Origin of the sequence: Amycolatopsis sp. cmx-4-61 (assembly GCF_046548775.1) — a bacterium.
Classification (GTDB): Bacteria; Actinomycetota; Actinomycetes; order Mycobacteriales; family Pseudonocardiaceae; genus Amycolatopsis.
In genome coordinates this window covers 58035-81860 of the sequence record NZ_JAEBEI010000015.1, presented here as the reverse complement: position 1 = coordinate 81860, position 23826 = coordinate 58035, and the positions used below count along the sequence as shown (strand labels likewise).

24 protein-coding genes are annotated in these 23826 nt (G+C 73.4%); 7 read left to right on the top strand and 17 right to left on the bottom strand.

All coding sequences use genetic code 11. The features are described 5' to 3' along the window. Positions 1-298: 298 nt before the first annotated feature. Complete coding sequence (locus ACLJOU_RS33280; RefSeq protein WP_410573118.1) at positions 299-544, top strand: ATP F0F1 synthase subunit C; 246 nt, start codon at positions 299-301, stop codon at positions 542-544. A gap of 50 nt (positions 545-594) precedes the next feature. Here the strand turns inward: ACLJOU_RS33280 and ACLJOU_RS33275 are convergent, their stop codons facing one another. Further along, positions 595-816 (bottom strand): hypothetical protein, encoded by a 222-nt coding sequence (locus tag ACLJOU_RS33275; RefSeq protein WP_410573116.1) that lies wholly within the window; start codon positions 814-816, stop codon positions 595-597. Positions 817-902: 86 nt separating this feature from the next. On the opposite strand from ACLJOU_RS33275, the gene ACLJOU_RS33270 reads away from it, so the two are divergent. Beyond that, on the top strand, positions 903-1079 hold the full coding sequence (locus ACLJOU_RS33270; RefSeq protein WP_410573114.1) for a hypothetical protein: 177 nt from the start codon (positions 903-905) through the stop codon (positions 1077-1079). Positions 1080-1125: 46 nt separating this feature from the next. On the opposite strand, the gene ACLJOU_RS33265 is transcribed toward ACLJOU_RS33270, so the two are convergent. After that, a complete protein-coding gene (locus ACLJOU_RS33265) occupies positions 1126-2568 on the bottom strand; it encodes a hypothetical protein (RefSeq protein ID WP_410573112.1) in 1443 nt (480 codons plus the stop codon). A gap of 146 nt (positions 2569-2714) precedes the next feature. Beyond that, a complete protein-coding gene (locus ACLJOU_RS33260) occupies positions 2715-3530 on the bottom strand; it encodes a PaaX family transcriptional regulator C-terminal domain-containing protein (protein ID WP_410573110.1) in 816 nt (271 codons plus the stop codon). Between the two features lie 189 nt (positions 3531-3719). Between ACLJOU_RS33260 and ACLJOU_RS33255 the strand changes: the two genes are divergently transcribed. Further along, on the top strand, positions 3720-4649 hold the full coding sequence (locus ACLJOU_RS33255; protein WP_410573108.1) for an alpha/beta hydrolase family esterase: 930 nt from the start codon (positions 3720-3722) through the stop codon (positions 4647-4649). Between the two features lie 52 nt (positions 4650-4701). Here ACLJOU_RS33255 and ACLJOU_RS33250 read toward each other — a convergent pair whose 3' ends face one another. Then, positions 4702-5481, bottom strand: a complete 780-nt coding sequence (locus tag ACLJOU_RS33250; RefSeq protein ID WP_410573106.1) for an inositol monophosphatase family protein — start codon at positions 5479-5481, stop codon at positions 4702-4704. A 27-nt stretch (positions 5482-5508) separates the two neighbouring features. On the opposite strand from ACLJOU_RS33250, the gene ACLJOU_RS33245 reads away from it, so the two are divergent. Beyond that, positions 5509-6408, top strand: coding sequence for a LysR family transcriptional regulator (locus tag ACLJOU_RS33245; protein WP_410573104.1), 900 nt, complete (start codon positions 5509-5511; stop codon positions 6406-6408). 245 nt (positions 6409-6653) lie between these two features. Here ACLJOU_RS33245 and ACLJOU_RS33240 read toward each other — a convergent pair whose 3' ends face one another. The 3 genes from ACLJOU_RS33240 to ACLJOU_RS33230 all read right to left on the bottom strand — a co-directional run bounded on the left by ACLJOU_RS33240 (position 6654) and on the right by ACLJOU_RS33230 (position 10018). Next, a complete protein-coding gene (locus ACLJOU_RS33240; RefSeq protein WP_410573102.1) occupies positions 6654-7253 on the bottom strand; it encodes an NAD(P)-dependent oxidoreductase in 600 nt (199 codons plus the stop codon). Positions 7254-7361: 108 nt separating this feature from the next. Further along, complete coding sequence (locus ACLJOU_RS33235) at positions 7362-8708, bottom strand: alpha/beta hydrolase (protein WP_410573100.1); 1347 nt, start codon at positions 8706-8708, stop codon at positions 7362-7364. Continuing rightward, the gene (locus ACLJOU_RS33230; RefSeq protein ID WP_410573098.1) at positions 8705-10018 is read right to left on the bottom strand and encodes an MFS transporter; all 1314 of its coding nucleotides are present in this window, start codon (positions 10016-10018) and stop codon (positions 8705-8707) included. Before ACLJOU_RS33230 ends, ACLJOU_RS33235 begins: the two co-directional genes overlap by 4 nt. Before the next feature lie 159 nt (positions 10019-10177). Between ACLJOU_RS33230 and ACLJOU_RS33225 the strand changes: the two genes are divergently transcribed. Continuing rightward, on the top strand, positions 10178-11002 hold the full coding sequence (locus ACLJOU_RS33225) for a PaaX family transcriptional regulator C-terminal domain-containing protein (protein ID WP_410573096.1): 825 nt from the start codon (positions 10178-10180) through the stop codon (positions 11000-11002). Between the two features lie 99 nt (positions 11003-11101). Here ACLJOU_RS33225 and ACLJOU_RS33220 read toward each other — a convergent pair whose 3' ends face one another. The 10 genes from ACLJOU_RS33220 to ACLJOU_RS33175 form a co-directional block, all read right to left on the bottom strand. Then, positions 11102-12976 carry a Calx-beta domain-containing protein gene (locus ACLJOU_RS33220; RefSeq protein WP_410573094.1) on the bottom strand — a complete coding sequence of 625 codons (1875 nt, stop codon included), beginning with the start codon at positions 12974-12976 and terminating at the stop codon, positions 11102-11104. Positions 12977-13296: 320 nt separating this feature from the next. Then, positions 13297-14526, bottom strand: a complete 1230-nt coding sequence (locus ACLJOU_RS33215; protein ID WP_410573092.1) for an NAD(P)/FAD-dependent oxidoreductase — start codon at positions 14524-14526, stop codon at positions 13297-13299. Positions 14527-14531: 5 nt separating this feature from the next. Beyond that, positions 14532-14738 carry a hypothetical protein gene (locus ACLJOU_RS33210; RefSeq protein ID WP_410573090.1) on the bottom strand — a complete coding sequence of 69 codons (207 nt, stop codon included), beginning with the start codon at positions 14736-14738 and terminating at the stop codon, positions 14532-14534. 5 nt (positions 14739-14743) lie between these two features. Then, positions 14744-16285: an FAD-dependent oxidoreductase gene (locus tag ACLJOU_RS33205; RefSeq protein ID WP_410573088.1), complete on the bottom strand. Its 1542-nt coding sequence runs from the start codon at positions 16283-16285 to the stop codon at positions 14744-14746. Next, positions 16282-17013, bottom strand: a complete 732-nt coding sequence (locus tag ACLJOU_RS33200; RefSeq protein ID WP_410573086.1) for a class I SAM-dependent methyltransferase — start codon at positions 17011-17013, stop codon at positions 16282-16284. Before ACLJOU_RS33200 ends, ACLJOU_RS33205 begins: the two co-directional genes overlap by 4 nt. Beyond that, positions 17010-17330 carry a lycopene cyclase domain-containing protein gene (locus tag ACLJOU_RS33195; protein ID WP_410573084.1) on the bottom strand — a complete coding sequence of 107 codons (321 nt, stop codon included), beginning with the start codon at positions 17328-17330 and terminating at the stop codon, positions 17010-17012. Before ACLJOU_RS33195 ends, ACLJOU_RS33200 begins: the two co-directional genes overlap by 4 nt. Then, positions 17327-17671 carry a lycopene cyclase domain-containing protein gene (locus ACLJOU_RS33190; RefSeq protein ID WP_410573082.1) on the bottom strand — a complete coding sequence of 115 codons (345 nt, stop codon included), beginning with the start codon at positions 17669-17671 and terminating at the stop codon, positions 17327-17329. The genes ACLJOU_RS33195 and ACLJOU_RS33190 overlap by 4 nt, the downstream gene beginning before the upstream one ends. Before the next feature lies 1 nt (position 17672). Next, positions 17673-18635 carry a phytoene/squalene synthase family protein gene (locus ACLJOU_RS33185; protein WP_410573080.1) on the bottom strand — a complete coding sequence of 321 codons (963 nt, stop codon included), beginning with the start codon at positions 18633-18635 and terminating at the stop codon, positions 17673-17675. After that, positions 18632-20107, bottom strand: coding sequence for a phytoene desaturase family protein (gene crtI / locus ACLJOU_RS33180; RefSeq protein ID WP_410573078.1), 1476 nt, complete (start codon positions 20105-20107; stop codon positions 18632-18634). Before crtI ends, ACLJOU_RS33185 begins: the two co-directional genes overlap by 4 nt. Before the next feature lie 142 nt (positions 20108-20249). After that, a complete protein-coding gene (locus ACLJOU_RS33175) occupies positions 20250-21350 on the bottom strand; it encodes a polyprenyl synthetase family protein (protein WP_410573076.1) in 1101 nt (366 codons plus the stop codon). Positions 21351-21740: 390 nt separating this feature from the next. Here ACLJOU_RS33175 and ACLJOU_RS33170 point away from each other — a divergent pair, with 390 nt between their 5' ends. Both ACLJOU_RS33170 and ACLJOU_RS33165 read left to right on the top strand, forming a co-directional pair. Further along, entirely contained in the window at positions 21741-22559 is an 819-nt protein-coding gene (locus ACLJOU_RS33170) for a carotenoid biosynthesis protein (protein WP_410573074.1), read from the top strand. Beyond that, on the top strand, positions 22538-23656 hold the full coding sequence (locus ACLJOU_RS33165; RefSeq protein ID WP_410573072.1) for a glycosyltransferase: 1119 nt from the start codon (positions 22538-22540) through the stop codon (positions 23654-23656). The genes ACLJOU_RS33170 and ACLJOU_RS33165 overlap by 22 nt, the downstream gene beginning before the upstream one ends. Positions 23657-23826 lie beyond the last annotated feature (170 nt).

The following is a 23826-nucleotide window of genomic DNA, read 5'->3' as shown; positions in this document are numbered from 1 at the left end:
ACGGTCAACGACCGGTGGTTGCCTCGACCGGCCACAATGGACATCCCGAGCGGTCGGCGCGGGCACGCCGGCTCGCCCCCGCGTCTTCTCGCGGGCGGTTTCCGATTTGCCGTGATATCCTGGTCGTGATCGGACCACTCGATTACCGACGAATTCCGCCGGCCCAGTGAGATCTGCGCGATCCGCCCCGACCTCCGATTTCCGCCGCCTTCGACCAGCCCTGTTCCGCTTTCGGTATGACGCATGAGCCCGCTGTCCCACGCGAGCGTGCGCGTGGACCGATGTGAAGGGGAATGTCATGAGTGACAACGTTCTGGCCCAGGCCGTCAACCTCAACCCCGGACTCGCCGCCATCGGCTATGGCCTGGGGGCGATCGGCCCGGGAATCGGCGTCGGCCTGATCTTCGCCGCCGTCATCAACGGCACGGCACGGCAGCCGGAAGCGCAAGGAAAACTGCAGACGATGGGCTACACGACCTTCGTGCTGAGCGAGGTGCTCGCGTTGATCGGGGTCGTCGTGTATTTCATCGCGTCCAACCGGTGAATTCCCGCCCGCCCGCCCGCGCCCGGGCGGGTCCGGGCGCGGGCGGGGCGTCACCGCAGGGCGAGGTGGACGGCCTCGGCGACCAGCGAGCGGTAGTGCGCGTACCGCCCGCCGAGGCCGAGGACCTGCGGAGCGGAGAGCGCCTGGTCGTCCAGCCGACGGTGAGCTGGAGCCGCGACGAGTACGCCGCCCTCGGCGTGCCGTTCGGCCGGCGCGGGCGGATCCTCGACGAGCAGCGCGAGATCCTGGACCGGCTGGTGCGCTACGGGCACGGCTTCCACCCGCTCGGCGTACCGTCCACAGCGGAATCGGCGCGCCGCGTGCGGCGACCAGCTGGAGCTGGCCGGGGGGACGCGCGGTGTTCCCGGACGACCGTTCGTGCGCCGACCTCGGCCGGGCGATGGCCGCGCTGCCGGAGCGGTTCGAGCTGGGGTTCACGACGTTCTGCGTGAAGCCGTCCCAGTTCACCGACGACCCCTCCGACGTCGGGCGGCTGTGCCGGGAGGTGGTCCGCCGGGCCCAGGCCATAACGTGACGGGGCACCGGCTTGCGGCGGCCGGTGCCCCGATCGGCGCTTGGCGCTAGCTCGACTGCATCAGGATGAAGTCGCCGTGGCCGCCGTAGCCGAGGACGTCTTCGGCGTACTGCGTCCCGTTGAACGTCGGCAGCCACCAGCGGTGGCCGATCTTCACCAGCATCGGGTGCGGGATGTTGGTGCCGTAGGGCGCGTTCAGCGTGCCGAGCTTGCGCAGGCTCAGGTCGTAGACCGGGTACTCGCGCGCGTTGCCGTCGCTGGCGAACAGGTACCAGCGGCCGCCCACCCGCTGCAGGATGGTGCCTTCGGTCTGGGTGACCGACCGGTCGGCGCCCAGCAGCGTCAGGCCCTGGTCGTAGTCCGCGCCGCGCGGGGCGGCGGCCAGGGCCGGGTGGAACACGAACGCCGGCTGCTGGGCGGGGCTTTCGACGAACGCGATGTGCCAGCGGCCGTCGATCTTCGTCAGCGCCGGGTCCCACGAACTGACCGTCGTGGGCAGCGGCAGCTGCCGGGTGGGCAGGACGTGCACGCCCGACAGCACGTCGGCGTGGGTGACCGTGTGGCGCACGTGGACGCCGTTGAACGAGAAGTCGCCCCAGGAGCTCATCAGCAGGATGAACCGGTCGCCGTCGCAGACGATCTGGCCGGCGTGGTCGCCCAGGACGACGCCGTCACGGGCGAAGAACAGGGCCGCGACCTGCTCCAGCTTCGTCGGGTCGGCGAGGTCGAGCGTCCACACGCCCCAGTGCGCCTGCTGGAAGAACCCGAGCCCGGCGTTGGTCATGGTCAGGTAGAGCTTGCCGTGCCGGATGAAGGGGCGGCCGTCGGCGTGCTGCACGACGTGCGGGTCGCGCACGCCCGCCTGGCCGAAGTACCCGGCCCGGACCCGGCCCAGCCGCGCGGGCCCGCGGCTGCCGTAGGCGTAGCCCAGCCGGCCCAGCACGGCCGGGTCGCGCAGGTCGATCCGCGCGCGGACCTGGTCGCGCTCGGTCAGCAGCGGCTGCCAGCCGGTGCCCCGGTCGGCGAGCACCGTGACGGCGTTCTCGTTGACCACGACGGCGAAGCCGAACGGTGCCCGCAGCTGCGCCGGCGCGGTCTTGACCACGGCCGTGCCACCGGAGGTGGTGATCTCGATGGCGGCCTGGCCGGCGGCGGGGTCGTAGGTGCCGAGCACCGACACCCCGTCCCCGGCCAGCCCGGCCACGACGGGCGCGCGGTCGTCGAGCACCTGCACGGTCACCGTGCCGTAGGGCGCCTTCGGCCGGATGCCGGTCTTGACGAGCGCACCGGGCCGGGCGGGGGAGTCGAGCTGGACGAACTTCGGGGCGATCAGGTCGAACGGCCGGAACTGTTCGGTGATGGAGAACTTCAGGTCCAGCGGACTCGGGCCGGCTGCTTCGGCGGTGCCGCCGAACAGGCCCGCGGTCACCCCGGTCACCCCCAGCGCGGTGAGGGCACGCAGCACGTCACGTCGATCGAAGTCGGTCACCTTTGACCTCCGGGATGGGGACGGCGGAGCCCCCAGTTTGCAACGTGGCATGCAACGTGGCAACCGCTGTCGGTGTCATTCCCCGACGAGCACGTCGAGGAGCGCCCGCATGCTGTTCGGCTTGGGCGCCGCCGGTCCCGGGCCGCTCATTCCGCGACGATGGCTTCCAGCAGCTCACCGGCCAGCTCCTCGGCCGGGCCGGTCCATCGCTGACGCAAGGCGCGGAACAACGCCGCCGCGCGCGTGCCCGGCCAGTCCGGCGGCAGCAGTTCCGGCGGCAGGACCGGGTCCCGGCGGATCAGCAGGAGCCACTCCGCGCCCAGCCGGATGCGGCAACACAGGTCGTCGCCGAGGCCGGCCCCCGTCCCGCCACCCCAGCGCCGGAGGAACTGCTCGTACCCCGCCGCGATCCCGGGCAGGTCCCAGGCCTCGCGGGCGATCCGCGCCGGGTCGGTCCACAGGTACGGCTCCGCGCGGAACACCTCGGCGTGGTCCAGCAGGTCTAGTTCGGCCAGCGCGGGCGCGATGTCGGCGGCCGACGCCGACACCCACAGCCCGCTGCGCAGCGGGCCGAACCCGAACCAGCCCAGCCGGGTGCGCAGGGCGTACCGGTCCGCGCGCCGGGTCTCCGGCACCGAGAACGTCAGCAGCGTCCATCGGCCGTCCCAGTGCCGGTCGACGACGTCGCCGTCCAGCCTGCGCTGCCCGTCGCGCAGCACCGCGGTGCCGTGCCCGGTCAGGCCGAGAAACGCCTGGCGGCCCCGCCGGACGGTGTGCAGCAGGTCGCGGCGCACCATCCGGCTCAGTGTCGCCCGCGTCGCGTGTTCGCCGACGCCCAGCCGGTCGAGCGCCGCGATGACGCCGCCGGTCGACACGGCGACCCCGCGGTCCAGCACGTGGTCGCCGAACACCGTGAGCAGCAGCGCCTCGGGGCGCACGGCCGGCTCGCCCGTTCCGGGCACGTGCCACCTCCCGCCGTGGCCGGATTGTTCACTGTTTCCGCGACGATCGACAATCGTTTGTCCGGCATTTCCAGCATATCACCGAGTTCGAAACTTTCGCTATCCCGGAATAGTCGATGAATTGTTGACGGTCGTCGTGGATCTGCCTAACCTCGATGCGCGAGGGGGATCGCCGAACGGAGGTCACCGATGAGTGGATTCAGAACGGCGTTCGTGACCGTGGCCAGTGCCGTGCTGCTGGCCGTCGCCGGCGTCGCGGCCCCGGCGTCGGCCGCCTCGCTGGTCGAAGTGACCGGCTTCGGGAACAACCCCGGCGGAATGCGCATGCACATCTACGTGCCGGACACGCGCCCGGCCAACCCGGCGATCGTGGTCGCCATGCACGGGTGCGGCGGTTCGGGCCCCGGCTTCTACTCCGGCAGCGAGTTCGCCTCGCTGGCCGACCGTTACGGGTTCCTCGTCATCTACCCCAGCGCGCAGCAGCAGGCCGGCTTCGGGAATTGTTTCGACACGTGGTCCGATGCGGCGAAACACCGCAACGGCGGCAGCGACCCGGTTTCGATCGTGTCGATGGTGACCTACGCCGAACAGCGCTACGGCGGCGACCCGAACCGCGTTTTCGCCACCGGTTCCTCCTCCGGCGGCATGATGACCAACGAGATGCTCGCCCTCTACCCGGACGTGTTCAAAGCGGGTGCGGCGTTCATGGGCGTGCCGTTCAACTGCTTCGCGAACGCCGCCGACTTCCCGCCGTGGTCGAGCAGGTGCACCGGTGGCGGCGGCGCGAACCGCACGCCCCAGCAGTGGGGTGACGCGGTCCGGCAGGCCTACCCCGGCTACACCGGTCTCCGCCCGCGCGTCCAGCTGTGGCACGGCACCGCCGACACGCTCGTGCCGTATGCGCTGCTGCAGGAGGAAATCGAGCAGTGGACCAACGTGTTCGGCCTGAGCCAGACGCCGACGTCGGCCGACACCCCGCAGGCCGGCTGGAACCGCCGCCGCTTCGCCGACGGTTCGGGCACGGTCCGGGTGGAGGCCTACAGCGTCCAAGGCGCCGGGCACAGCCTCCCCGCGGCGGGGATGGCGGCGGTCGCGATCGCCTTCTTCGGGCTGTCCTGACCGATCTCGCGCCGGCGAGGCTGCCCCCTCGCCGGCGCTCCCCGTCCAGGCCTCAGGCGGTCAGGACCTTCAACGCGTCGGCGTGCACGCCGGGCGCGGCGGCGAGGTAGCCGGTGCCCGCGATGTCCCACGGGCCGCCGTCGAGGCCGGTGACGACACCCCCGGCTTCCTGGACCAGCAGCACGCCCGCGGCGTGGGACCGGACGTTGTCGAACTGCCAGTGCAGGTCCATCCGGCCCGCGGCGACCTGGGCGAGCTGGTGGCTGACCGGCACGGAGATCCGCACGTACAGCGCGGCTTCCGACATCGCGGCGAACGACGAGGCGAGCCGCGCGAAGAGCTCGGGGTCGTGGCCCGGCTGGGCCTGGCCGGTGCCCGCCAGCGCGCCGTCCAGCGACGTCTTGGCGGACACCCGCAGCGGTTCGCCGTCGAGGTGGGCGCCGCCGCCCTCGGTGGCGGTGAACGTCTCGCCGAGCACCGGGAAGTGGACCACCGCCAGCACCGGACGCCCGTCGCGGACGAGGCTCACGCCGATGTTCCACTCCGGCATGCCGTGCACGGCGTTGACGTTGCCGCCCACGGGGTCGATGAGCCACCACTCGCCCGGGGGCAGCGGCCCGGACCCGTGCTCGTCGTCGAGCCACCGCGCCTCCGGGCGGAGGCCGGTCAGGGCCGGCCGCAGCACGTCGGCGACGGCGGTGTCGTTGTCGTGCAGGCTCTTCAGCAGCTCGGGCAGCCCCGGCTGGCGCGACGCGGGGGAGTAGCGCGTCAGCATCCGGTCACCGGCGGCCCGGACGGCGGCGGTGGTGGCGGTGAGCAGGTCCTGGCTCATGTTCTCTCCTGTGGTTGTCTTGCGTTCGTGCAACTCGACTTGAACTTGCTCACGGTGCTCGACGCGCTGCTCGAGGAGGGCAGCGTGATGGGCGCGGCCGAGCGGCTGCACCTGTCCTCACCCGCGGTCAGCCGCACCCTCGGCCGGCTCCGCGCGGTGACCGGCGACGACATCCTCGTCCGCACCGGCCACACGATGGTGCCCACGCCGTACGCGGTGGCCGTCCGCGAAGACGTGCACCGGCTGGTCCGGCGGGCGCGCGAGGTCCTGCAGCCGGCCCGCGAGCTGCACCTGGGCGAGCTGGACCGCACGTTCACGATCCAGTGCCACGACGCGCTCGCCGCGTCGGTCGTCCCGGTGCTGGCCGGCCGGCTCCAGGAGCAGGCGCCCGGGGTCCAGCTGCGGGTGCTGGCCGAGCACTCGGCCGACACCGACGACCTCCGCCACGGCCGCGTCGACCTCGAACTCGGCGGCCCCCGGGCGCACCTGCCCGAGTTCCGGGCCGAGGTCCTCGGCCACGACGCCCTGGTGGTGGCGATGCGCGCGGGTCACCCCGCGGCCGAGGGACTGGACCTACGGGCGTTCGCGGCGTTCCCGCACGTCCTCGTGTCCCGCCGTGGCCGCCTCACGGCCCCGATCGACGACGTGCTGGCGGCGGACGGCCTGCGCCGCCGGGTGATCGCGTCGGTGGCAACCCTGGCGACGGCGCTGCAGCTGGCGGCCCGCAGCGACGCGCTGGTCAGCTGCACGGCGGTGCTCGGCCGCCCGCTGATCGACGCGTTCGGGCTGATCACCCGCCCCCTCCCGGCCGAATCCCGCGCGGCGCAGATCTGCTGCACGTGGCACCAGCGCTACGACTCCGACCCGGCCCACGCCTGGCTCCGCGACCAGGTTCGTGCGGCGTTCGAGGAGATCACGACCCCGTAGCCCAGGCCCGCGCGCGGACCCGCTGTTTGGCGCCCCGTGCGGCAATCTCCGCTTGGCCTGCCTGGTCCTGCCTAACCCGCTTGGCTTTACCCAGCCTGCCCGGCCAACCGCGCTTGGGCCCGCCAAACCCGTCCGGCGCCGCCCGGGCCTTGCTCAGCCCCGCCAAGCCTCGCCAAGCTTGCCCGGCCAACGCCTGGGCCCGCCAAACCCCGTTCGGCCTTGCCCCGCCTCGCCAGGCCCGCGGCTCAATCCGCCAGCGGCAAGGCGATCTTGCCCGCGAAGCGCGGGGTCTCGGCTTCGTCGAGCATGGCCGCGGCGACGGTCGCCCGGCTGATCACCGCGTCGAAGTCGAGGGGCGGTCCGTCGGCCAGGGGCACCGTGCGCCGCGCGGGGCTTTCCGGGCCGTCGGTCAGCAGGCCCGCGTGGAACACCGTGCCTCCGGCCGCGAGGATCGTCGCGTCGGCCTCGACCTTGTCGCCGAGGCGGTCGCCCAGCAGCTTCGTGAGCACACCGGCCGCTTCGCCGGCCACCGAGGCCGACTCGCCCGTGCCGTACGCGCCGAGCCAGATGATGCGCTGCGGTCCGGCGGCGACCACCGCCTTGGCGCCCGCCAGCAGGACACCCGGCCGGTCCGTGCCGAGGCCGGACAGGACGACCGAGCCGGCGAGGTCGAGGCTCGCCGGATCTTCGACGTCGCGCGCCACCTTTTGCAGGAGAGGCGCGTCCGGAACGGCGATGCGCCCGGGATCCCGGGCGATCGCGGTGACGGAATGCCCGCGCCGCAAGGCTTCCCGGGTGAGTGCGAGTCCGGTCCGGCCGGACGCCGCGAGGACGGTGAGGTTCATGCCGACCACGCTAGGGGGTCCGCCCATTAACATCAAATGCAAGTTCCGAAAGCCGTGATTTACCCTGACGCAAGGGGCGGCCGCCGCGGAATGCGGCCGCCCCCGGCCTCAGCGGCGGTTCGTGCCGGTCAGCGGCGCCGGCGTGTAGCGGATGTACCGGCCCGGATCGCCGAGTGCGGCCGCGGCCGCGTTGAGACTCGCCGGCCGGAGGTCGGGCCAGCGCCCGGTTTCGATCCGGGATTCCAGGGCGTGCAACGCCGCCAGCGTCTCCGACGGCCGGAACGCGCAGTGCCCGGCCGCCTGCACATAAGCCTGGCGCAGCAACGGTTCCCGGCCCGCCGAGCGAACCCGCTGGGCGTACCGGTTCTCCTGCTCGACCGGCACGAGGTGGTCCGCGGTGGTGTGGATGGCCAGCGACGGCACGCGCAGCCGTCCGGTCGGCTGGGACGTGCGGGCGAGCGTCGCGACGGCGTGCGGGTCGGGGGTGACGTCCGCGTGGCGGGTCAGGTCGGCCAGGTCGGCGTCGAGGTCCAGGCCTGCGGCGCGGTACAACGCCCGCACCTGCCGGACCAGCGGGCTGCCGGCCAGCAGGGCGCGGTAGTCGACGCCGCGGTTGAACGCGCTGTTCCCGCCGGCCGCCAGTTCGATCTGGTAGCGGCCGGGCACCACGAACCCGAGCACGAACTGCGCCAGCGCCTCCTGCTGTTGCTGTTCCTGGCCCGCGTGGTCGGCGGGCCCGGGCGGCAGGTCGCCGGTCAGCCACGGCGGCGTGTTCAGCAGCGCGGCACCCAGGGCGATCCGGGCCCGGCCGGCCGCGCTGCCCTGGGCGTCGGTGACGATCTTCGTCAGTGCCTCGGCCGCCGCGTTCGCTTCGTCGGCACTCGCGTAGCGGACCAGCTTCACCGGCTGGGCCGGGGCGAGCAGGCGGGACAAGGCGTATTCGCCGTCGAGCTGGTAGTTGTTCAGGTCGAGCGCGCCCGCGACCAGGCCGCACGTGGTCAGCGCGCCGTCGAGCCGCCGCGCGCCGGACTCGGCCTCGAGCGCGCTGACCAGACCGCCCATCGACGTGCCCCAGGCGATGGTGCGGCGGGGCGGCCCGATCCTGCGCACGAGCTCGTCCAGCGACGCGAACTGGTCACGCGGCGCGGAGGCGAGCGCCCACAGCGACGGCCCGCTGTAGGACGAGCCGATCAGCGCGTAACCGCCCGCGAGCAGGGCCTGCGCGGTCGGCTCGTCCGGCGCGTTGCGCGCCACGAGCGGGCCGAAGCCGTGGCTGTAGAGGATCACGGTGCCGTTCCAGGACGCCGGCACGTCGGCCACCCAGCTCGCGCCGTCGGGCAGCTGCCCGGTGTAGTGCGCGGGGGTGGCGGCCTGCGCCGGGCTTCCCGCGGTGAGGCCGAACGCCGTCAGCGTCGCCGCGACGAGGGCGCCGGCCCGGCGGAACCACCTGCTCATCCTCGGTTCCTCTCTCGCTCGGCGGCCGCGGGGAACTCGGCCACGGGCGTCAGTTCACGGCGGTGCGTTTCCCGCAGCGCCAGCACGCAGACGGCGGAGAGGACGCAGAACGCGGCGATGGTCCACGACACGGGCGTGGTCGAACCACCGCCGTTGGCGCGCTGGAGCTCGGCGAAGATCAGCGGGGCGAACCCGGCGCCGAGCCCGGCGAGCTGGTAGCCCAGCGACGCGCCGGTGTAGCGGCTTTCGGTGTCGAACAGTTCGGTGTACAGGGCCGCCAGCGGTCCGTACATCATCGGGTGGATGACGCCCTGGCCGATCACCAGCGCCAGGACCAGCAGCAGCCCGCTGCCGTTGCGGACCATCGGGAAGAGCAGGAACCCGAACACGGCCATGGCGGCCACCCCGGCCAGGACGACCGGGCGGCGGCCGATCCGGTCGGACAGCGCCGACCACAGCAGGATCCCGGCCACCGCGCAGGCCGACGACAGCGTGAGCGCGTTGAGCACGTCCTGCCGCGGGTGCCCGTGCTGGACGCCGTAGGCGAGCACGAAGGTGGTCAGCGTCGCCTGGACGACGAACGCGGCGAGCCCGACGCCGACGCTCAGCAGCAGCACGCGCGGGTGGTCCCGCAGCACGGCGACGAGCGGCAACCGTCGCCGTTCCTCCTTGCGGGCGGCCAGGAACGCCGGGGTTTCGTCGACGCGGGACCGCACGAACAGGCCGATCGCGAGCAGGACGATGCTGAGCAGGAAGGGGATCCGCCAGCCCCACGCGAGGAAGTCCGCTTCGGACGTCAGCGCGGCGGTGCCGGACATGACGAGGGTCGAGACGACCATGCCGCTCGGCGCGCCCGCGTTGGTGAACCCGGCCCACAGCCCGCGGCGCGACCGCGCGTGTTCGGCGGACATCAGCACGGCGCCGCCCCACTCGCCGCCGACCGCGATGCCCTGGACGACGCGGAGCAGGACCAGGCCGAGCGGGGCGACCGGGCCGATCTGGTCGTAGCCGGGCAGCAGGCCGATGAGGAAGCTCGCGACGCCCATCAGGGTCATGGTCAGCACGAGCATCCGCTTGCGGCCCATGCGGTCGCCGAAGTGACCGAAGATCAGGCCGCCGAGCGGGCGGGCGAGGTAGCCGGTGGTGAACGTGCCGAAGCTGGCGACCGTGGCGAGTGCCGGATCGAGGTCGGCGAAGAACACCTTGCCGAAGACGACCGCGCTCGCCGTGGCGTAGAGGAGGAAGTCGTAGTACTCGATCAGGCTGCCGAGGAAGCTCGACGCGACCGCTCTGCGGAGCTGAGTGCTCATGGGGTTCACCCTCGTCTTCGGGGGCGGGGCACTGCGGAGGGGCAGGTTCGTCCGGGGGCGGACGACGGGGGAGCGGGCCCCAACGTTAGTCAGAGGCATGACGGCCGTCAACGATCTGCACAACATCAAGTGGCGGCCGCCCCGGGTTACGCTGGCGCCGTGACGCACTCCGCCGAGACCGGCTCCGGGCCCCGCCCGAAGTCCGTCATGCTCACGTTCCTGGGCATCCACCTGCTCGGCCGGTCGAGCGCCATCTATTCGGGCAGCGTGATCGACGTGTTCGGGCGGGTCGGCGTCTCGGAGGAGGCGGTCCGGTCGACGCTGACCCGCATGGCGGGCACCGGATTGCTGACCCGCCACCGCCACGGGCGGAAGGTCTACTTCGGTCTCAGCGAGCGCCTCGCCGCGGTCCTCGAGGACGGCAGGCGCCGCATCTGGGAAACGGGCGCGGTCAACCGCTCCGAGGACGCCGGCTGGACGCTGGTGGGCTTTTCCCTCCCGGACACCCGCCGCGGCGACCGCCACGACCTGCGCCGCCAGCTGACGTGGGCGGGTTTCGGCCTGCTGCAGAACGGGTTGTGGGTCGCGCCGGGGGACCGCGACGTGACGGCGATCGTCGAGCAGCTCGGCCTCGACGGGCACGTCACGGTGTTCACCGCCCAGCCGGCCAAACCGACGGAAGCGGCTTCGCTGGTCCGGAAAGCCTTCGACACGGCCACGATAGCCGCGCGCTACCACGATTTCCTGGACAAGTGGGACGGCGGGAAACCGTCCTTTCCGGACGACTTGACGCGCCGGCTGATGCTGCATTCGGACTGGCTGCACGTGGTCCGCCGGGACCCCCACCTGCCGGCCGGGCACCTGCCGCGCGACTGGCCGGCGATCCAGGCCGAGACGCTGTTCCGCAAGCTGGACGCGGACTTCCGCGAGGGCGCCGACCGGCTGGCGGAGGAAACCCTCGAGCTGATGCCGACCTCCGGCTAGCGACCCCGGCACAAGCGCCCCAAGGCGGCCTTGGGGCGCTTCTTTCGTGCGCCGGACCCGGGGCGGGCGAGGACCGCCCACCCCGGGTGGTTCACCGGGTCACCGGCGGCAGGGGTTGCCCGCCGGGTGCGCGGCGGTGCCGTGCACGTCCGCCTGGGACTCCGCCAGCACGATCTTCGCCAGCGGGGTTTCCAGCGTGACCGCCTGCTGCTTCACGACGCCGTTCGCGATGGTCTGGCCGTTCAGCTTCAGCGAGCCGATGACCAGCGCGATGGTCACCGGCGCCGAGCCGACCGTGACCGGGACGCCGTTGATCTTCAGCGAAGCGACGCTCGAACTGCCGGTCAGCGCCGGGGCGAGCCCGCCCGTGGCCGGCTGGCAGGTCGCCGCCGCCTGCGACTGGATCACGCCCAGCTCGATGGTCAGCCCGACCGTGCTGATCACCGTCCTGTCGATCTTGGCCGAGGCCTGCGCGTGGTCACCGGCCGCCGGCGCCGCGGACTGGTCGTCCGGGGTCAGGTCGGTCGCCGCGGTCAGCGCGTGGGTCTCCACCTTGATCAGGCCGGCGTTGAGCGTCGCGTCGAGGACGGACTGGCTGTCGTCGGCGCAGGGCAGGTTCGCCGGGTTCGCCACGGCCGCGGTGATGCCGATGACGTTCGCGGCGGTGCCGGTGCAGGAGAAGGTGCCGTCGCGGTCGTCGTCGACGATCGTGCCGACGCCGGTGGGGTCGACCAGCCCGGCGCCGACCGGTGCCGAGAGGTTCACCGTGAACGTCTCGTCCGGCTCGTCGACGGTGTCCGGGTTGACCAGCACGGTCACCGGCTTGCTCGTCTCGCCGGGCGCGAAGGTCACGTCACCGCTCGCCGCCTGGTAGTCGGCCGGTGCGGTGGCGGTGCCGTTCGCGGTGGCGTAGTGGACCGTCACCGGGTTCGGGCTGGTGCCGCCGAGCAGCGACACGGTGAAGGTGGCCGGCACCGGCGCGCCGCCGGAGCCCTCGGCCACCGTGACGTCGTTGATGCTCAGGCCGAGCACGCGCACGGTCGTCGTCTCGACGTACCCGCGGGACACGCCGTCGACGAGGTAGTCGACCGTGCAGTGGTAGGTGCCGGGCGCGGCGTCGGCCGCCGCGGCGACGGTCTCGGTGAACGTGGCGACGTCCCCGCTGGACACCTTGACGCTCGCCGGGTCGTTGGTCAGCGTCAGCTGCGGGTCGCAGGTGGTGACCTTCGGCGCCACCGTGACCTCGATGGACTTGATGCCGTCGAGGATGGCCTGCGACACCTGGTTCGACGGCACGTTGTTCAGCAGCACGCCACCGGTGGCCGTGGCGATGGCGCTCGCCTGGCCGTCGGCGTCGAGCGCACCGACGTTGACCGCGACGACGCGGATCTTCGCCGCCTTGAGCGCGTCGATGGTCTGGGCCAGGGTGTGCCCGCCGCTGGGGTCGTGCGACGGCGCGTCCCCGAACCAGGCGATGATGCGCGTGCCGTCCGGGCGGAAGGTGACCGCGCCGGAGGCCAGTTCGTAGAGGGCGTTGAGGTCGGCTTCGGGGAAGTCGCCGCCGCCGGACGCGGCCCACTGGTCGATACCGGCCTGGACGGCGGCGGTGTCGCCGGTGATGCCCTGGTTGACCTTGAAGGGCACGGAGTCGGTGAAGTCCTTGTACTCGGCGACGCCGAACCGGGCGGTCGGCTGGGCGGCGAGCACGTCACCGGTGATGGCGTCGGCGTTGGTGCGGACGTTGGTGATCGCGCCGCTCATGCTGCCGGTGGTGTCGGCGAGCAGGACGAGGTCGGGGTTCGGGGGGACGGTGGAGGTGGTGACGTGCTTGGCGACGGTGGCGCTCTGCCCGGCGGCGAGCGTGAGATCGACGGTGGCCGGGTCGACCCCGGGCGGCGCCGCGGCCGCCACCGCGGCCGGGGTGAGCAAGGCACTGACCGTGATCAGCGCGACGAACAAGGATCTCCGCGACATGGACTTCCTTTCCGAAGACCGGATTACTGCGGGTTGCCTCGGAAAGACGGAAAAGCCGCGACTTCGTTAGCGGGTGCGGAAAACGTCACTCGGAGTGCCCTGTGTCAAGGCGCTCAACGGGGCACGGCGAGGTTTCCGGGCTACCCAGACCATGGGTGTGCTGGGCCGGAACATCGAAGAACTCCCTGCGGCTTTCACTCGATCCGGTGATGCAGCGGGGCCGGATCGGCACGATCAGTACCGGGTTCCCGGTGTCGCCGCGGTGGTTTTCGCCGTGCTGCGAGCGAATTTCCGCCCGGATGTCGTAATGCGGGAAGCGCTCAGCGCGGTGCCGTGCCGAGGTCGGCGAGAACCGCGCGGGCCGCTCTGGTCCCGGACGCCAACGCCCCCTGCAGCGAGCTGGTGTCCCGGTGGTCACCGCACACGTACCGGCCGTCGCCCAGCCGGACGTCGCGCCGGAGTTCGTGCGGTGGCGGCATGGCCGGGAGCCCGTGGGTGATCTCGTACCGCGCCACCAGCGGCCAGCGCGTCGCGTCCGTGCGGTACATCCGGCCGAGCTGGCGGCGCACGTCCGCCTCCGGCAGCGTCGTCAACGCCGACGCGCTCACCAGCGCGGCGCCCGGTGGGGCGTAAGTCGGGCACACCTCGCTGACGACGCTGGTGTTGACCACCGGCCCGCCGCGCGCGTCGATCACGATGACCGGTTCGCGCAACGGGGATCGTGGTGGGGCGAAGTACCAGGTCGTCCCGCTGTTCCAGCGCGGTGCCGGGACGCCGGCGAGCCGGGCGGCCGTGGACCCGTCGGTGGCGACGACGACCGCGCGGGCGGTCCGGGTTTCACCGCCCGCCGTGCGGACCTCGCCCGGGCGGACCCGCTCGACCGGCGTGTCCAGGTGGACGGCCGACGTCGGCAGGGCGCGGGCCAGCTGCCGTGGGAGCTCGCCCATGCCCAGGGCCGGCAGGGACGGTGCCGAGCGCAGGAAACTCCGCCACACCAGCTGGAAGAACCGGGCCGAGGTGGTCAGTCCGGGTTCCAGGAAGACACCGGAGAGGAACGGCCGCAGCACGGTCTCGACGGCCCGGGCGGACACGCCGGCGCGGTGCAGTTCGTCGGCGGTCGTGCGGTCGGCTCGGTCGATGATCGCCTGCGCCGGTCCGGCCGCGGCGCGGGCCGAAAGCGCGCCGAGCGCGGCCAGGTCCTTTGCCGAGAGGTACCGCCGGGCCGCGATGTCGCGCAGCGCCTTCGGCGTGTCGAGCGGGTTCCCGAGCAGCGAGACGCGGTCGTCGTCGACGACCCGGACCGCGCGCCAGAACCGGCCAAGGTCCAGGGCGCCGACATCGACCAGGCGCCGGATCGCCGGGTAGGCCGGGTTGAGGATCTGGAACCCGCGATCGAGCCGGAACCCGTCGACGAGGTCGGTGCGCACCCGGCCGCCGACCTCGTCCGACGCCTCCAGCACCGCGCACGGCACCCCGGCCCGGTGCAGCGTGACGGCGGCGGCCAGCCCGGCGAGCCCGGCGCCGACGATGACGACTTCGTGGTCCGGCATGGCGTTCACCCGCGGAAGTGGTGGGAGGAAGGGAAGTGGTCCGGCAACGCGGTGCTGCGGCGGCGGGGTGCCCGGTGCGGCGGGTCCGCGGGGTGTGTCCGGTGGCTGGGCAGCGCGGCCCGGCGCGGTGGGTGCGCGGAAGGTGTTCCGTGGCTCGGCAGCGTGTTCGGGCGCGGCGGGCCGTCGCCGCGGTGGATTTTGCGCTCGGTCATCCCGCTCACCCCCGGAAGTACTTCGTCGCGGCGAGCCGGTTCAGCAGGCCGATCCGGCCGCGGTTGGGCACCGAGCGCACCGGGAGCCCGGCGAGCCCCCACCCGGCCAGCAGCGTGTTCGCCGCGGCCCAGCCGGTGGTGGCCGCGCGTTCCATCAGGGCCACCGGCAGGTCGATCCGGATGCCGTCGCCGGCCAGTGCCAGCGCCGGGTCCGGCGTCACGACCGCCGGGCGGCGGGCGAAGTCGCCGAGCCCGAAGAGCGGGCAGTCCTCGCGCCACAGGGAAATCGACGCCGTGACCCGGGCACCGAGGGTTTCCGGGTAGATCGCGTGCAGCCGGTCGTCCACGGCCTTCACCAGCGTGTCGCGGTCGTCGGTCGTGGCCGCGTACGCGTGGAGTTCGATGACCGAGCCACCGGTGCGGGCCGCCCACCGCCGTGCCTCGTCCTCGTAGCGGTCGAGCAGGCTGATGTTGTCCAGGGGCGGCACGCTCCCGGTGCCCAGGAACGGCGGCCGGGTGGCCTCGACGGGCCGGTCGAGCCAGAGCCGCCGGACCAGGAAGGGCGGCGCCGTGCGCAGCCCGGCCACCGCCGCCCGCCACTCGGGCGTCCCCAGACCCGGGGAGGCGGCGACGATCTCGCGCAGCCCCCGCACGTCACAGGCCAGCACGACGGTGTCGAACTGCGCGCTCCCGTCAGCCGTCGCGACCGCGAACCCGTCGGGGTTGCGGTCGAGCGCCGCCACCGGCGTGCCGGTCCGGATCGTCACCCGGCGGTCGGCCAGGTAGCCGGCCAGGGGGTCCCACAGCGCCTGCGGGAACGGCTCGGTGGGCACGTCGAACACGAGACCTTCGCTGGAACCCAGGAAGTACAGGTGGAACATGGTCGCCAGTTCCGCCGCGGACAGCTCGCGCGGATCGGCGAAGAAGCTGCGGGAGAACACCTCGAACGCCAGGTGTTTGGCCGCTTCGGGGAAGTTGATCGCGTCGAGGAAGCTCGCCGCGTCGGTTTCGTCGAGCCGGTCGTAGGTCTCCGGGACGCTGACGGTCGCCAGCGGCAGGGCCCCGCGGCCGTTGATGCGCACCAGGTCCCGCGGCGTGAACGTCGGGCTGCGCCAGGCGAACGCCAGCGCGTTCCACGGCGGCGTCCGGGGGAGACCCGCGAAGGTGTCCGTGCGGCCCTGGGCGTCCAGCAGCGGGTAGTCGGCCAGCGGCGTCAGCCGGTCGAGCCCGGGATCGGTGCGCATGAGCAGCGAGCGGAGGTTGTAGTACTGGCGGAAGAAGGCGTGGAAACCGCGGCTCATCGTCACCGGCGTGCCGTCCGGCAGCCGGTCGGTCCAGCCGCCGACGCGCCCGCCCAGGTGGGCGTCCCGTTCGAAGAGCGTCACCGTGACGCCGCGTTCGGCCAGCCCGGTGGCGGCGGTCAGGCCCGCGATGCCGCCGCCGACGACCGCCGCGGTCGGGCGACGGCCGAGCAGCCCGGCGTCGGCCAGGCCGGGCGGGGCCGGCCGGGTCTCGATGCGGCGGTCGGTGCCGAGGGGCCGGGTCACGGGTGCTCCTGCGGGTTGGTGCCGAGGACGGTGTGCACGATGCCGTTCTGCCAGCCGGGCATCGTGGCGGTGCGGACGTCGGTGAAGCCGGCGTCGGAGAGCCGGCCGGCGAGCGCGGCGATCCCGTCGAATTCGAGGACGCTGCGGCGCAGGTGGCGGTAGAGGGTCGCGTCGCCGGTGGTGACCTTCCCGAGCGGGATGATCACGCCCGCGCAGACCGCGTTCCACACCCACCGGGCGCGTCGCGAATCGTGGACGGAGTACTCGTGGACCGCGATGCGGCCGCCGGGACGCAGCAGGCCGCGCAGCCGGCGCAGCTGCCGGGTCGGTTCGGTCAGGTTGCGCAGCAGGTACGCGGCCAGGATCACGTCGAACGGACCCGGGATGCCGTCGAGGTCCTCGACCGGCGTGTGGACGAACGTGACGCCGTCCGGCCAGTCCTTCGCCCGCGCCTGCGCGAGCATCTCCCCGGAGGCGTCGAACGCGGTGACCTCGGCACCGGGCGCGACCGACACGAGCGCGGCCGTCGAGGCGCCCGTGCCGCAGCCGGCGTCCAGCAGCCGCAGGCCCGTCCCGTCCGGCGGCAGCTCCAGCCGCTGCGCCGAAAGCCGCAGGTGCTCGTGGTAGCCGGGGTTGGCGCCGACCAGCCGGTCGTACCACCGCGCTTCGGTGTCGAAGGCCGACGGCACCGCGCCGCGGGGGAGACCGTCCTTCGCCATCGCGTTCATGCTCGCTCCTCGCGGGTGCCGGTTCGTTCCCAGATCAGCAGGACCGCGGTCACGAGCGCGAAGCCGAAGAGGAAGTCCTCGACCGGGATGTCCCACGGGAAGCGCCAGTCGGTGATGTGCTGCGGCGCGTAGCGCACGATCGGGTCGGACAGCTTGGTCAGCCAGCCGTCCACCGGGATCTGGAACGCCGTCACGATGGCGATCGTGATCCAGTAGGCGGGACGGCGGAACAGCCCCGTGCGCAGCAGGAAGAGCTCGGCCAGCACGACCGCGGCCACGGCGGCGGCCGCGGGCACGGTGTAACCCCACGGGATCACCGGCGGACCTCCGGCCGGCTCCCGAGCCGCCGCAGCGCGGCGAGGGTGAGCTGGACGATCTCGTAGGTCAGCACCCCGCAGATCGGGATCACCACGAAGAACAGGACTTCCTCCAGCGGCACGGCGAAGGGCGCGCGGACGCCGGTGACGTGCTCGGGCGCGTAGTCCCACACGCCGACGGCGATCGCCAGCGCGTCCCAGACCAGGAACACCAGGGCGACCGGCAGCACCGCGCGCGCCAGCCGCCGGGGCTGCCGGTAGACGCGCGCGCCCGCGATCTCCAGCGGCAGGGTCACGAGGACGCACGCGGCCAGCACGACGAGGTATTCGGCCTTGCCCACGTCAGCCCACCGCCAGCGGGAGCGCCGGGGCGCGGTGGCGCCGCCGGGCCCACTGCGTGCGGGCCACCGCCCCGCACGCCACCGCCAGCCGCTGCCCGCGGGAAACGGCCGCGCGCCCGGCGAAGACGTCGTGGTTCGCGGCTTCGATGCGGTCGAGGATGCCGCCGTACAACGTCGCCGCCGTCGCCACGCAGGGGCGCGAAACCGGGTGCAGCATGGCGATGCCCGGCCGGGCCTCGGCGTAGATGTCGCGGGTGACGGCGATCTGGTTGCGGATCGCGGCCCGGACCGGCTGATCGGCCCGGCCCCGCTGCGCGCACCACTCGAGCCGTTCGCGGTCGACGCCGTGCGCGGCCAGTTCGTCGGCCGGCAGGTAGACGCGCCCGCGGGCCAGGTCCTCGGCGACGTCACGCAGGAAGTTGGTGAGCTGGAAGGCCTTGCCGAGCGCGGCGGCCCGCGGTTCGGCCTCCTCCCGCGGGGCGACCGTGCCGAGCACCGGCAGCACCTGCAGCCCGATCACCTCGGCCGAACCGTGCACGTAGGTGTCGAGTGCTTCGCGCGTGGCGTAGCTGTCGACGCTGAGGTCCATCCGCATCGAAGTGAAGAACGCCTCGAAGTACGCCTTGGCCAGGGTGTACCGGGCCGCCGTGTCGATCACCGCGGTCAGCAGCGGGTCGTCGCTCGTGCCGGCGTCGAGGTCGTCGAGGAACCGTTTTTCGACTTCCCGCAGGCGCGTGTCGAGCGTTTCGGGCGTGGCATCGGCGGCCGGCTCGTCGACGATGTCGTCGAGCCAGCGGGCGAAGCCGTAGAGCGCGTGGATGGCCGGCCGCTGCGCCGGGGTCAGCATCCGCGTCGCGAGGAAGTACGTGCGGCCGTGCCGGGCGTTGAGCTCGCGGCACCACGTGTAGGCCGCGCGCAGCCCGGGCTCGCGGATGCCGGCGGCGTCGAGTTCGCGTCGGGTCATCGCGTCCCTCCGGTGATCCGGTCGGCAGCCAGTCTGCCGGAGATGAGCACGGTCGGCACGCCAACGCCCGGAACCGTGGCGCCCCCGGCCAGCACGACGTTGTCCGTCCCGCGGGGCAGGTTCCGCGGCCGGAACGGCCCGGTCTGGCCGAAGGAGTGGGCGTAGCTGAACGGCGTCCCGGCGACCAGGCCACGGGCCGCCCACTCGGCCGGCCCGATGACGTGGGTGAACTCGGGTGCGAAACCGGGGAGCAGCCGGGCCCGGGCCACGTCGAGGACCTCCTCGGCGTAGGACGCCGTTTCGGTGGCCCAGTCCGCGGGGCCGCGGTCGAGGTTGGGCACCGGGGCGAGCACGGAGTACAGCTGACGGCCGGGTGGGGCGAGCCCGGGATCGGACGCGGTCGGCCGGGTGATCAGCAGCGAGGGGTCGCTCATCCGCCGTCCCCGGGTGATGAGCTCGTCGAAGGTCGAGCGCCACCCGTGTCCGAAGGAGATGGTGTGGTGCGCGGCCTCGGGGTGCGTGGCGGGACCGCCGGCGTGCACGACCAGCGCCGAGGGCGCGGCCCGCAGCGGGACGGGCCGGCGGGGCGGCCGGCCGAGCAGCCGGTAGCTCTCGGGCAGTTCGGTGGTGAGGACGACGGCGTCGCACGGGTAGCGCGCCCCGGCGGCGGTGCGGACGGCGGTGACCCGGGAACCGGCGCGTTCGAGTTCGATGGCGGCGTCGCCGTAGCCGAACTTGACGCCGGCGTCGGCCGCGACGCGGGCGAGGGCCTGCGGCAGGGCCGCGATGCCGCCGGTCGGGAAGTACACCCCGCCGACGGTGTCCATGTAGGAAATCACCGCGTAGAGGGCCAGCGCCCGCATGGGGGACTCGCCCGCGTACAGCGCCTGGAAGGTGAAGACCCGCTTGAGCCGTTCGTCGCCGAGGAACCGGCCGACCTGGCCGTCGAGCCGGCGGAACCCGCCCAGGGCCGCGAGCCGGGCCAGTTCCGGGCGGAGCATGCCGAGCGGGGAGTCGATGTTGGCGTCGATGAACCGGCTGAATTCGGCCCGGTAGAGCCGGGTCAGCCACTCACGCAGGCGCGTGTAGCCCGCGGCCTCGGCCGGCCCGGCGAACTCGCGCACCGCGTCGGCCATCGCGGCCCCGTCGGTGTGCACGGGCAGCGTGCTGCCGTCGGCGAACTGGGCGACGTAGGCGGGGTCGAGCCGGGTCAGCGGCAGTTCCGTGGTGAGCTCGGCCCCGACCGCGGCGAAGGTGTCGCGCAGGATCGACGGCATGGTGAGCACGGTGGGGCCGGTGTCGAGCCGGTAGCCGCCCCGCTCGACGCGCCCGGCGCGCCCGCCGGGGCCGGGATCCCGCTCGAGGACGGTGACCTCCCGCCCCCGCCCGGCCAGGTGCAGAGCCGCGGCGAGCCCGGACAGCCCGGCCCCCACGACGACGACGCGATTCACCGGCCCCGGCACGGTTTTCATCGGTCGCACTCCGACGGGCCGGGGGTGCTGACGGGGGTGGGGATCAGTTCATTTCTCGTGGAGCGAGCTCCGCGGTTTTCCGGCTGAATGAGTCGCCGGATCGCCGTGGGGCCGCGAAGCAGGTCTTGAATCGGTTCGCCTCTCATCGGTCGCGCTCCGTGCAGCGGGCCGCGAGGGCGGCCAGCAGGTCGGCGGCGTGCCGCGGGACCAGTGCCGGGTCCAGGGCCGCCATGGCCTTGTCCGCCCGCTCGCGGATCAGCTCGCCCATGCGCTCCCGCGCCCCGGTGGCCTCGATCAGCTCCCGCCAGCGCGTCACGGCCTCGTCGTCCACCGTGTCGAGCGCCACCAGCTCGGCGAATTCGGCCTGCCGCCGCCGGTCGGCCATCGCCGCCGCGAGCACCACCACGCTGGAGGCCTTGCGCTCGCGCAGGTCCTGCCCGGCGGGCTTGCCCGTGACCGACGGGTCGCCGAACACGCCCAGCAGGTCGTCACGGAGCTGGAACGCCTCGCCGACCAGGCCGCCGAACTCGCTCAGGCCGGCCGTCAGCTCCGGGCCACAGCCGGCCAGGGCCGCTCCGAACTCCAGCGGGCGCCGCACCGTGTAGTTGCCGGACTTGCGGCGCAGGACGTCGAGCAGCGTGTCCCAGCTCGGCAGGGCCCGCGCGTCGTTCACCAGGTCGGCGAGCTGGCCGACGGCCAGCTCGGCCCGCATCGCGTCGTAGTGCGCCCAGCCCCGCGCCAGCTGTGCCGCCGGTAGCCCGCTTTCACGCAGCATCTGCTCCGACCACACCAGGAACAGGTCGCCGAACAGGATCGCCGCGGACTCGCCGAACCGCGGCGCCGAGCCCGCCCAGCCCTGCTCCTCGTGCCACCGCGCGAACCGGACGTGCAGCGCGGTGCGGCCCCGGCGCAGCGCCGATCCGTCCATCACGTCGTCCTGGACCAAGGCGAAGCAGTGCAGCAGTTCCAGCGCGGCGGCCGCGCGGATCGCGGCGTCGGACTCCGGTTGCCCGCACCGCCACCCCACGTACGCGAAAAGCGGGCGGAGGCATTTTCCGCCCGCCACGAACTCCGGCACGGCGGTTTCCGCCAGCTTTCCCTCGCTGCGTCCGGAAAAATGCTCCCTCGCCCGCGCGCTCACGAATCCGTGCGCCTCGGTCAGGCAGCGACGGCCCAGCGCGTCGAGCCGCTCGGCGGGCGCGCCGTCCGCGGGTGTCACCCCCGTGGTCATCGTCGCGGTCATCCGGCGCCCTCCCACTCTCGGCCTATTCGATTCGCAACCGTTTCACATGTGGTGTAGCTTGTCTACTTGAACCCGGTGAACACCGGGAAACTCCGCGAAACGGCCCGGCACGCCGGGCGGGCGCCCCACCGCAGGCGGCGGAGTGGATCGGTGCTGAATCGGAAGTGACCTTCCTGTGGACGGGACGGCGATGCCACACGCCGTCCCGGCGGGCCCGCCGTCCCACCCCTCGGGTGCGGGCCCCGCACCCGGCGGCGCCCGCCCACACCTGGGCGTCGCCGGGTGCTCGTCGTGCATTTGCTGCGCCATTCTTCGGCAATTTTCGCAAGGTCGGGAAAATCGAGGGCGAGCAAGGCGCGGTGTTCCCTACCGGTCTATTCTGCTCTCGTGATGGTTTCGCGGACAACCGCATTCACCCGTCTCCGCTTCGCACCGCCCGCACTGGCCGCCTGGCTCTGCGCCGCCGCGACGGTGCTCTGCCAGATCCTCTACTCGGTGACCGAGCCCGGCGGCCGGACCCCGCTGACCGTGCTCACCGTGCTGTGCTTCGCGGCGGCCTCCCTCGCCGACGCCTGGTCCCGCGCCGGTGCCCGGGCGGCGCTCACGCTGGCGGTGGTCGCGGGCGGCGGCGGGCTGCTGGCCGAGGTGACGGGCCTGCACACCGGGTTCCCCTTCGGGCGCTACGAATACACCGGCCTGCTCGGCTGGCCCGTCGCCGGCGTGCCGGGCATCGTCCCGCTCGCCTGGCTGATGATGGCGTGGCCGGCGTTGCTCGCCGGGCGTGCGCTGGCCGTGAAGCCGGCCGGTGTGGTCGCGGTGGCGGCGTGCGCGCTGGCGGCGTGGGACGTCTTCCTCGACCCCCAGATGGTGGACGAGGGGTACTGGCGCTGGGCGTCGCCCGAGCCGTCGCTGCCGCTGGTGCACGGCATCCCGGTCACGAACTTCGCGGGCTGGCTGCTGGTCGCCGTCCTCGTCCAGGCCGCGCTGCACCACTGGGTGCCCCGGCCGCCGGACCCGATCCCCGGCCCCGCCGCCGGGCCGGCACCCGCGCTGTACCTGTGGACGTGGTTTTCCTCGGTGTGGGCGCACTTCGCGTTCTTCGGCCGGCCGTGGGTGGCCGTCGCCGGGGGCCTGCTCATGGGTGCGGTGGCCGTGCCGTTCGCCGTCCGGCTGGGGAGGGGGTTCCGATGGGCCCGCGTGTCCGCGTGACCGTGCGCGCCGCCGCTCTCGCCGCGGTCGCCGCGGCCGCGCACGCGGCGTACAACGCGCGGATCGTCCGGGCGCCGCGCGAAGGACCGGCCCGGTGCTGCGAAGCCGTGTCGATCCTGCTGCCGCTGCGCGACGAAGCCGACCGCGTCGCCCCGGCCCTGCGGTCCCTGCTGGCGCAACGGGGGCTCGACGACGCCGAGATCCTGGTGCTGGACGACTGTTCCACCGACGGGACGGCGGAGGTCGTCCGCCGGATCGCCGGGCCGCGGGTCACCCTGCTGACCGGCGTGGAGCCGCCGCCGGGGATGCTGGGGAAGCCGCACGCGTGCCACCAGCTGGCCCAGCGGGCGCGGGGGAGCGTGCTGGTCTGCGTCGACGCGGACGTCGTGCTCGCGCCCGACGCCGTCGCGGCCGCGGTTTCCCTGCTGCGCGAAGCGGAACTCGACGCGGTGTCGCCGTTCCCGCGCCAGCGGGCCGAAGGGCTCGGGGCGCGGCTGGTGCAGCCGCTGCTGCAGTGGTCGTGGCTGGTGCTGCTGCCGTTGCGGCTCGCCGAGACGTCACCGCGGCCGTCGCTGGCCGCCGCCAACGGCCAGTTCTTCGTCATCGACGCCGCGATGCTGCGCAAGTGCGGCGGGTTCGCCGCGGTGGGGGCCGAGGTGCTGGACGACATCGCCCTGATGCGCGCGGTGAAGCGCGCCGGCGGCCGCGGCGTGGTCGCCGACGGCAGCCGGATCGCCGAGTGCCACATGTACCCGACGTGGGCGCAGCTGCGGGAGGGCTACACGAAGTCCCTGTGGTCGGCGACCGGCTCGGCCCCCGCGGCCGCGGCGATCGCCGGGTTGTTCCTCGTGGTGTGGGTACTCCCCGCCGTGGCGGCGCTGGGTGGTTCGCGGGCGGGGCTGGCCGGGTACGCGGCCGGAGTCGCCGGACGGGTGGTGTCGGCCCGGCGGACCGGAGGACGGGTGTGGCCGGACAGCCTGGCGCACCCGGTATCGGTGCTGGCACTGGCCGGGCTGATCGGCCGGTCCTGGCGGGCCCGGGCAAAGGGGCGGCTGGTGTGGAAGGGCCGTCGGCTGCCGAAGGGGGGACGCGCGTGAACGCCGGGTGCTCGGTCAGGCCGGTGCGAGCCGGTCGGTCGGAGAAGGCGCTGCGCGTCCGCGTGAGTGACGTGGTGGCGGCCGGTGGTGGTTCGGCGTTCGCGGGCCGGTGGGTCCGGCGGCCGGAAGATCGCGTGGCTGCCGTGGTCGGGCTGGGCGGGGAACCCGCC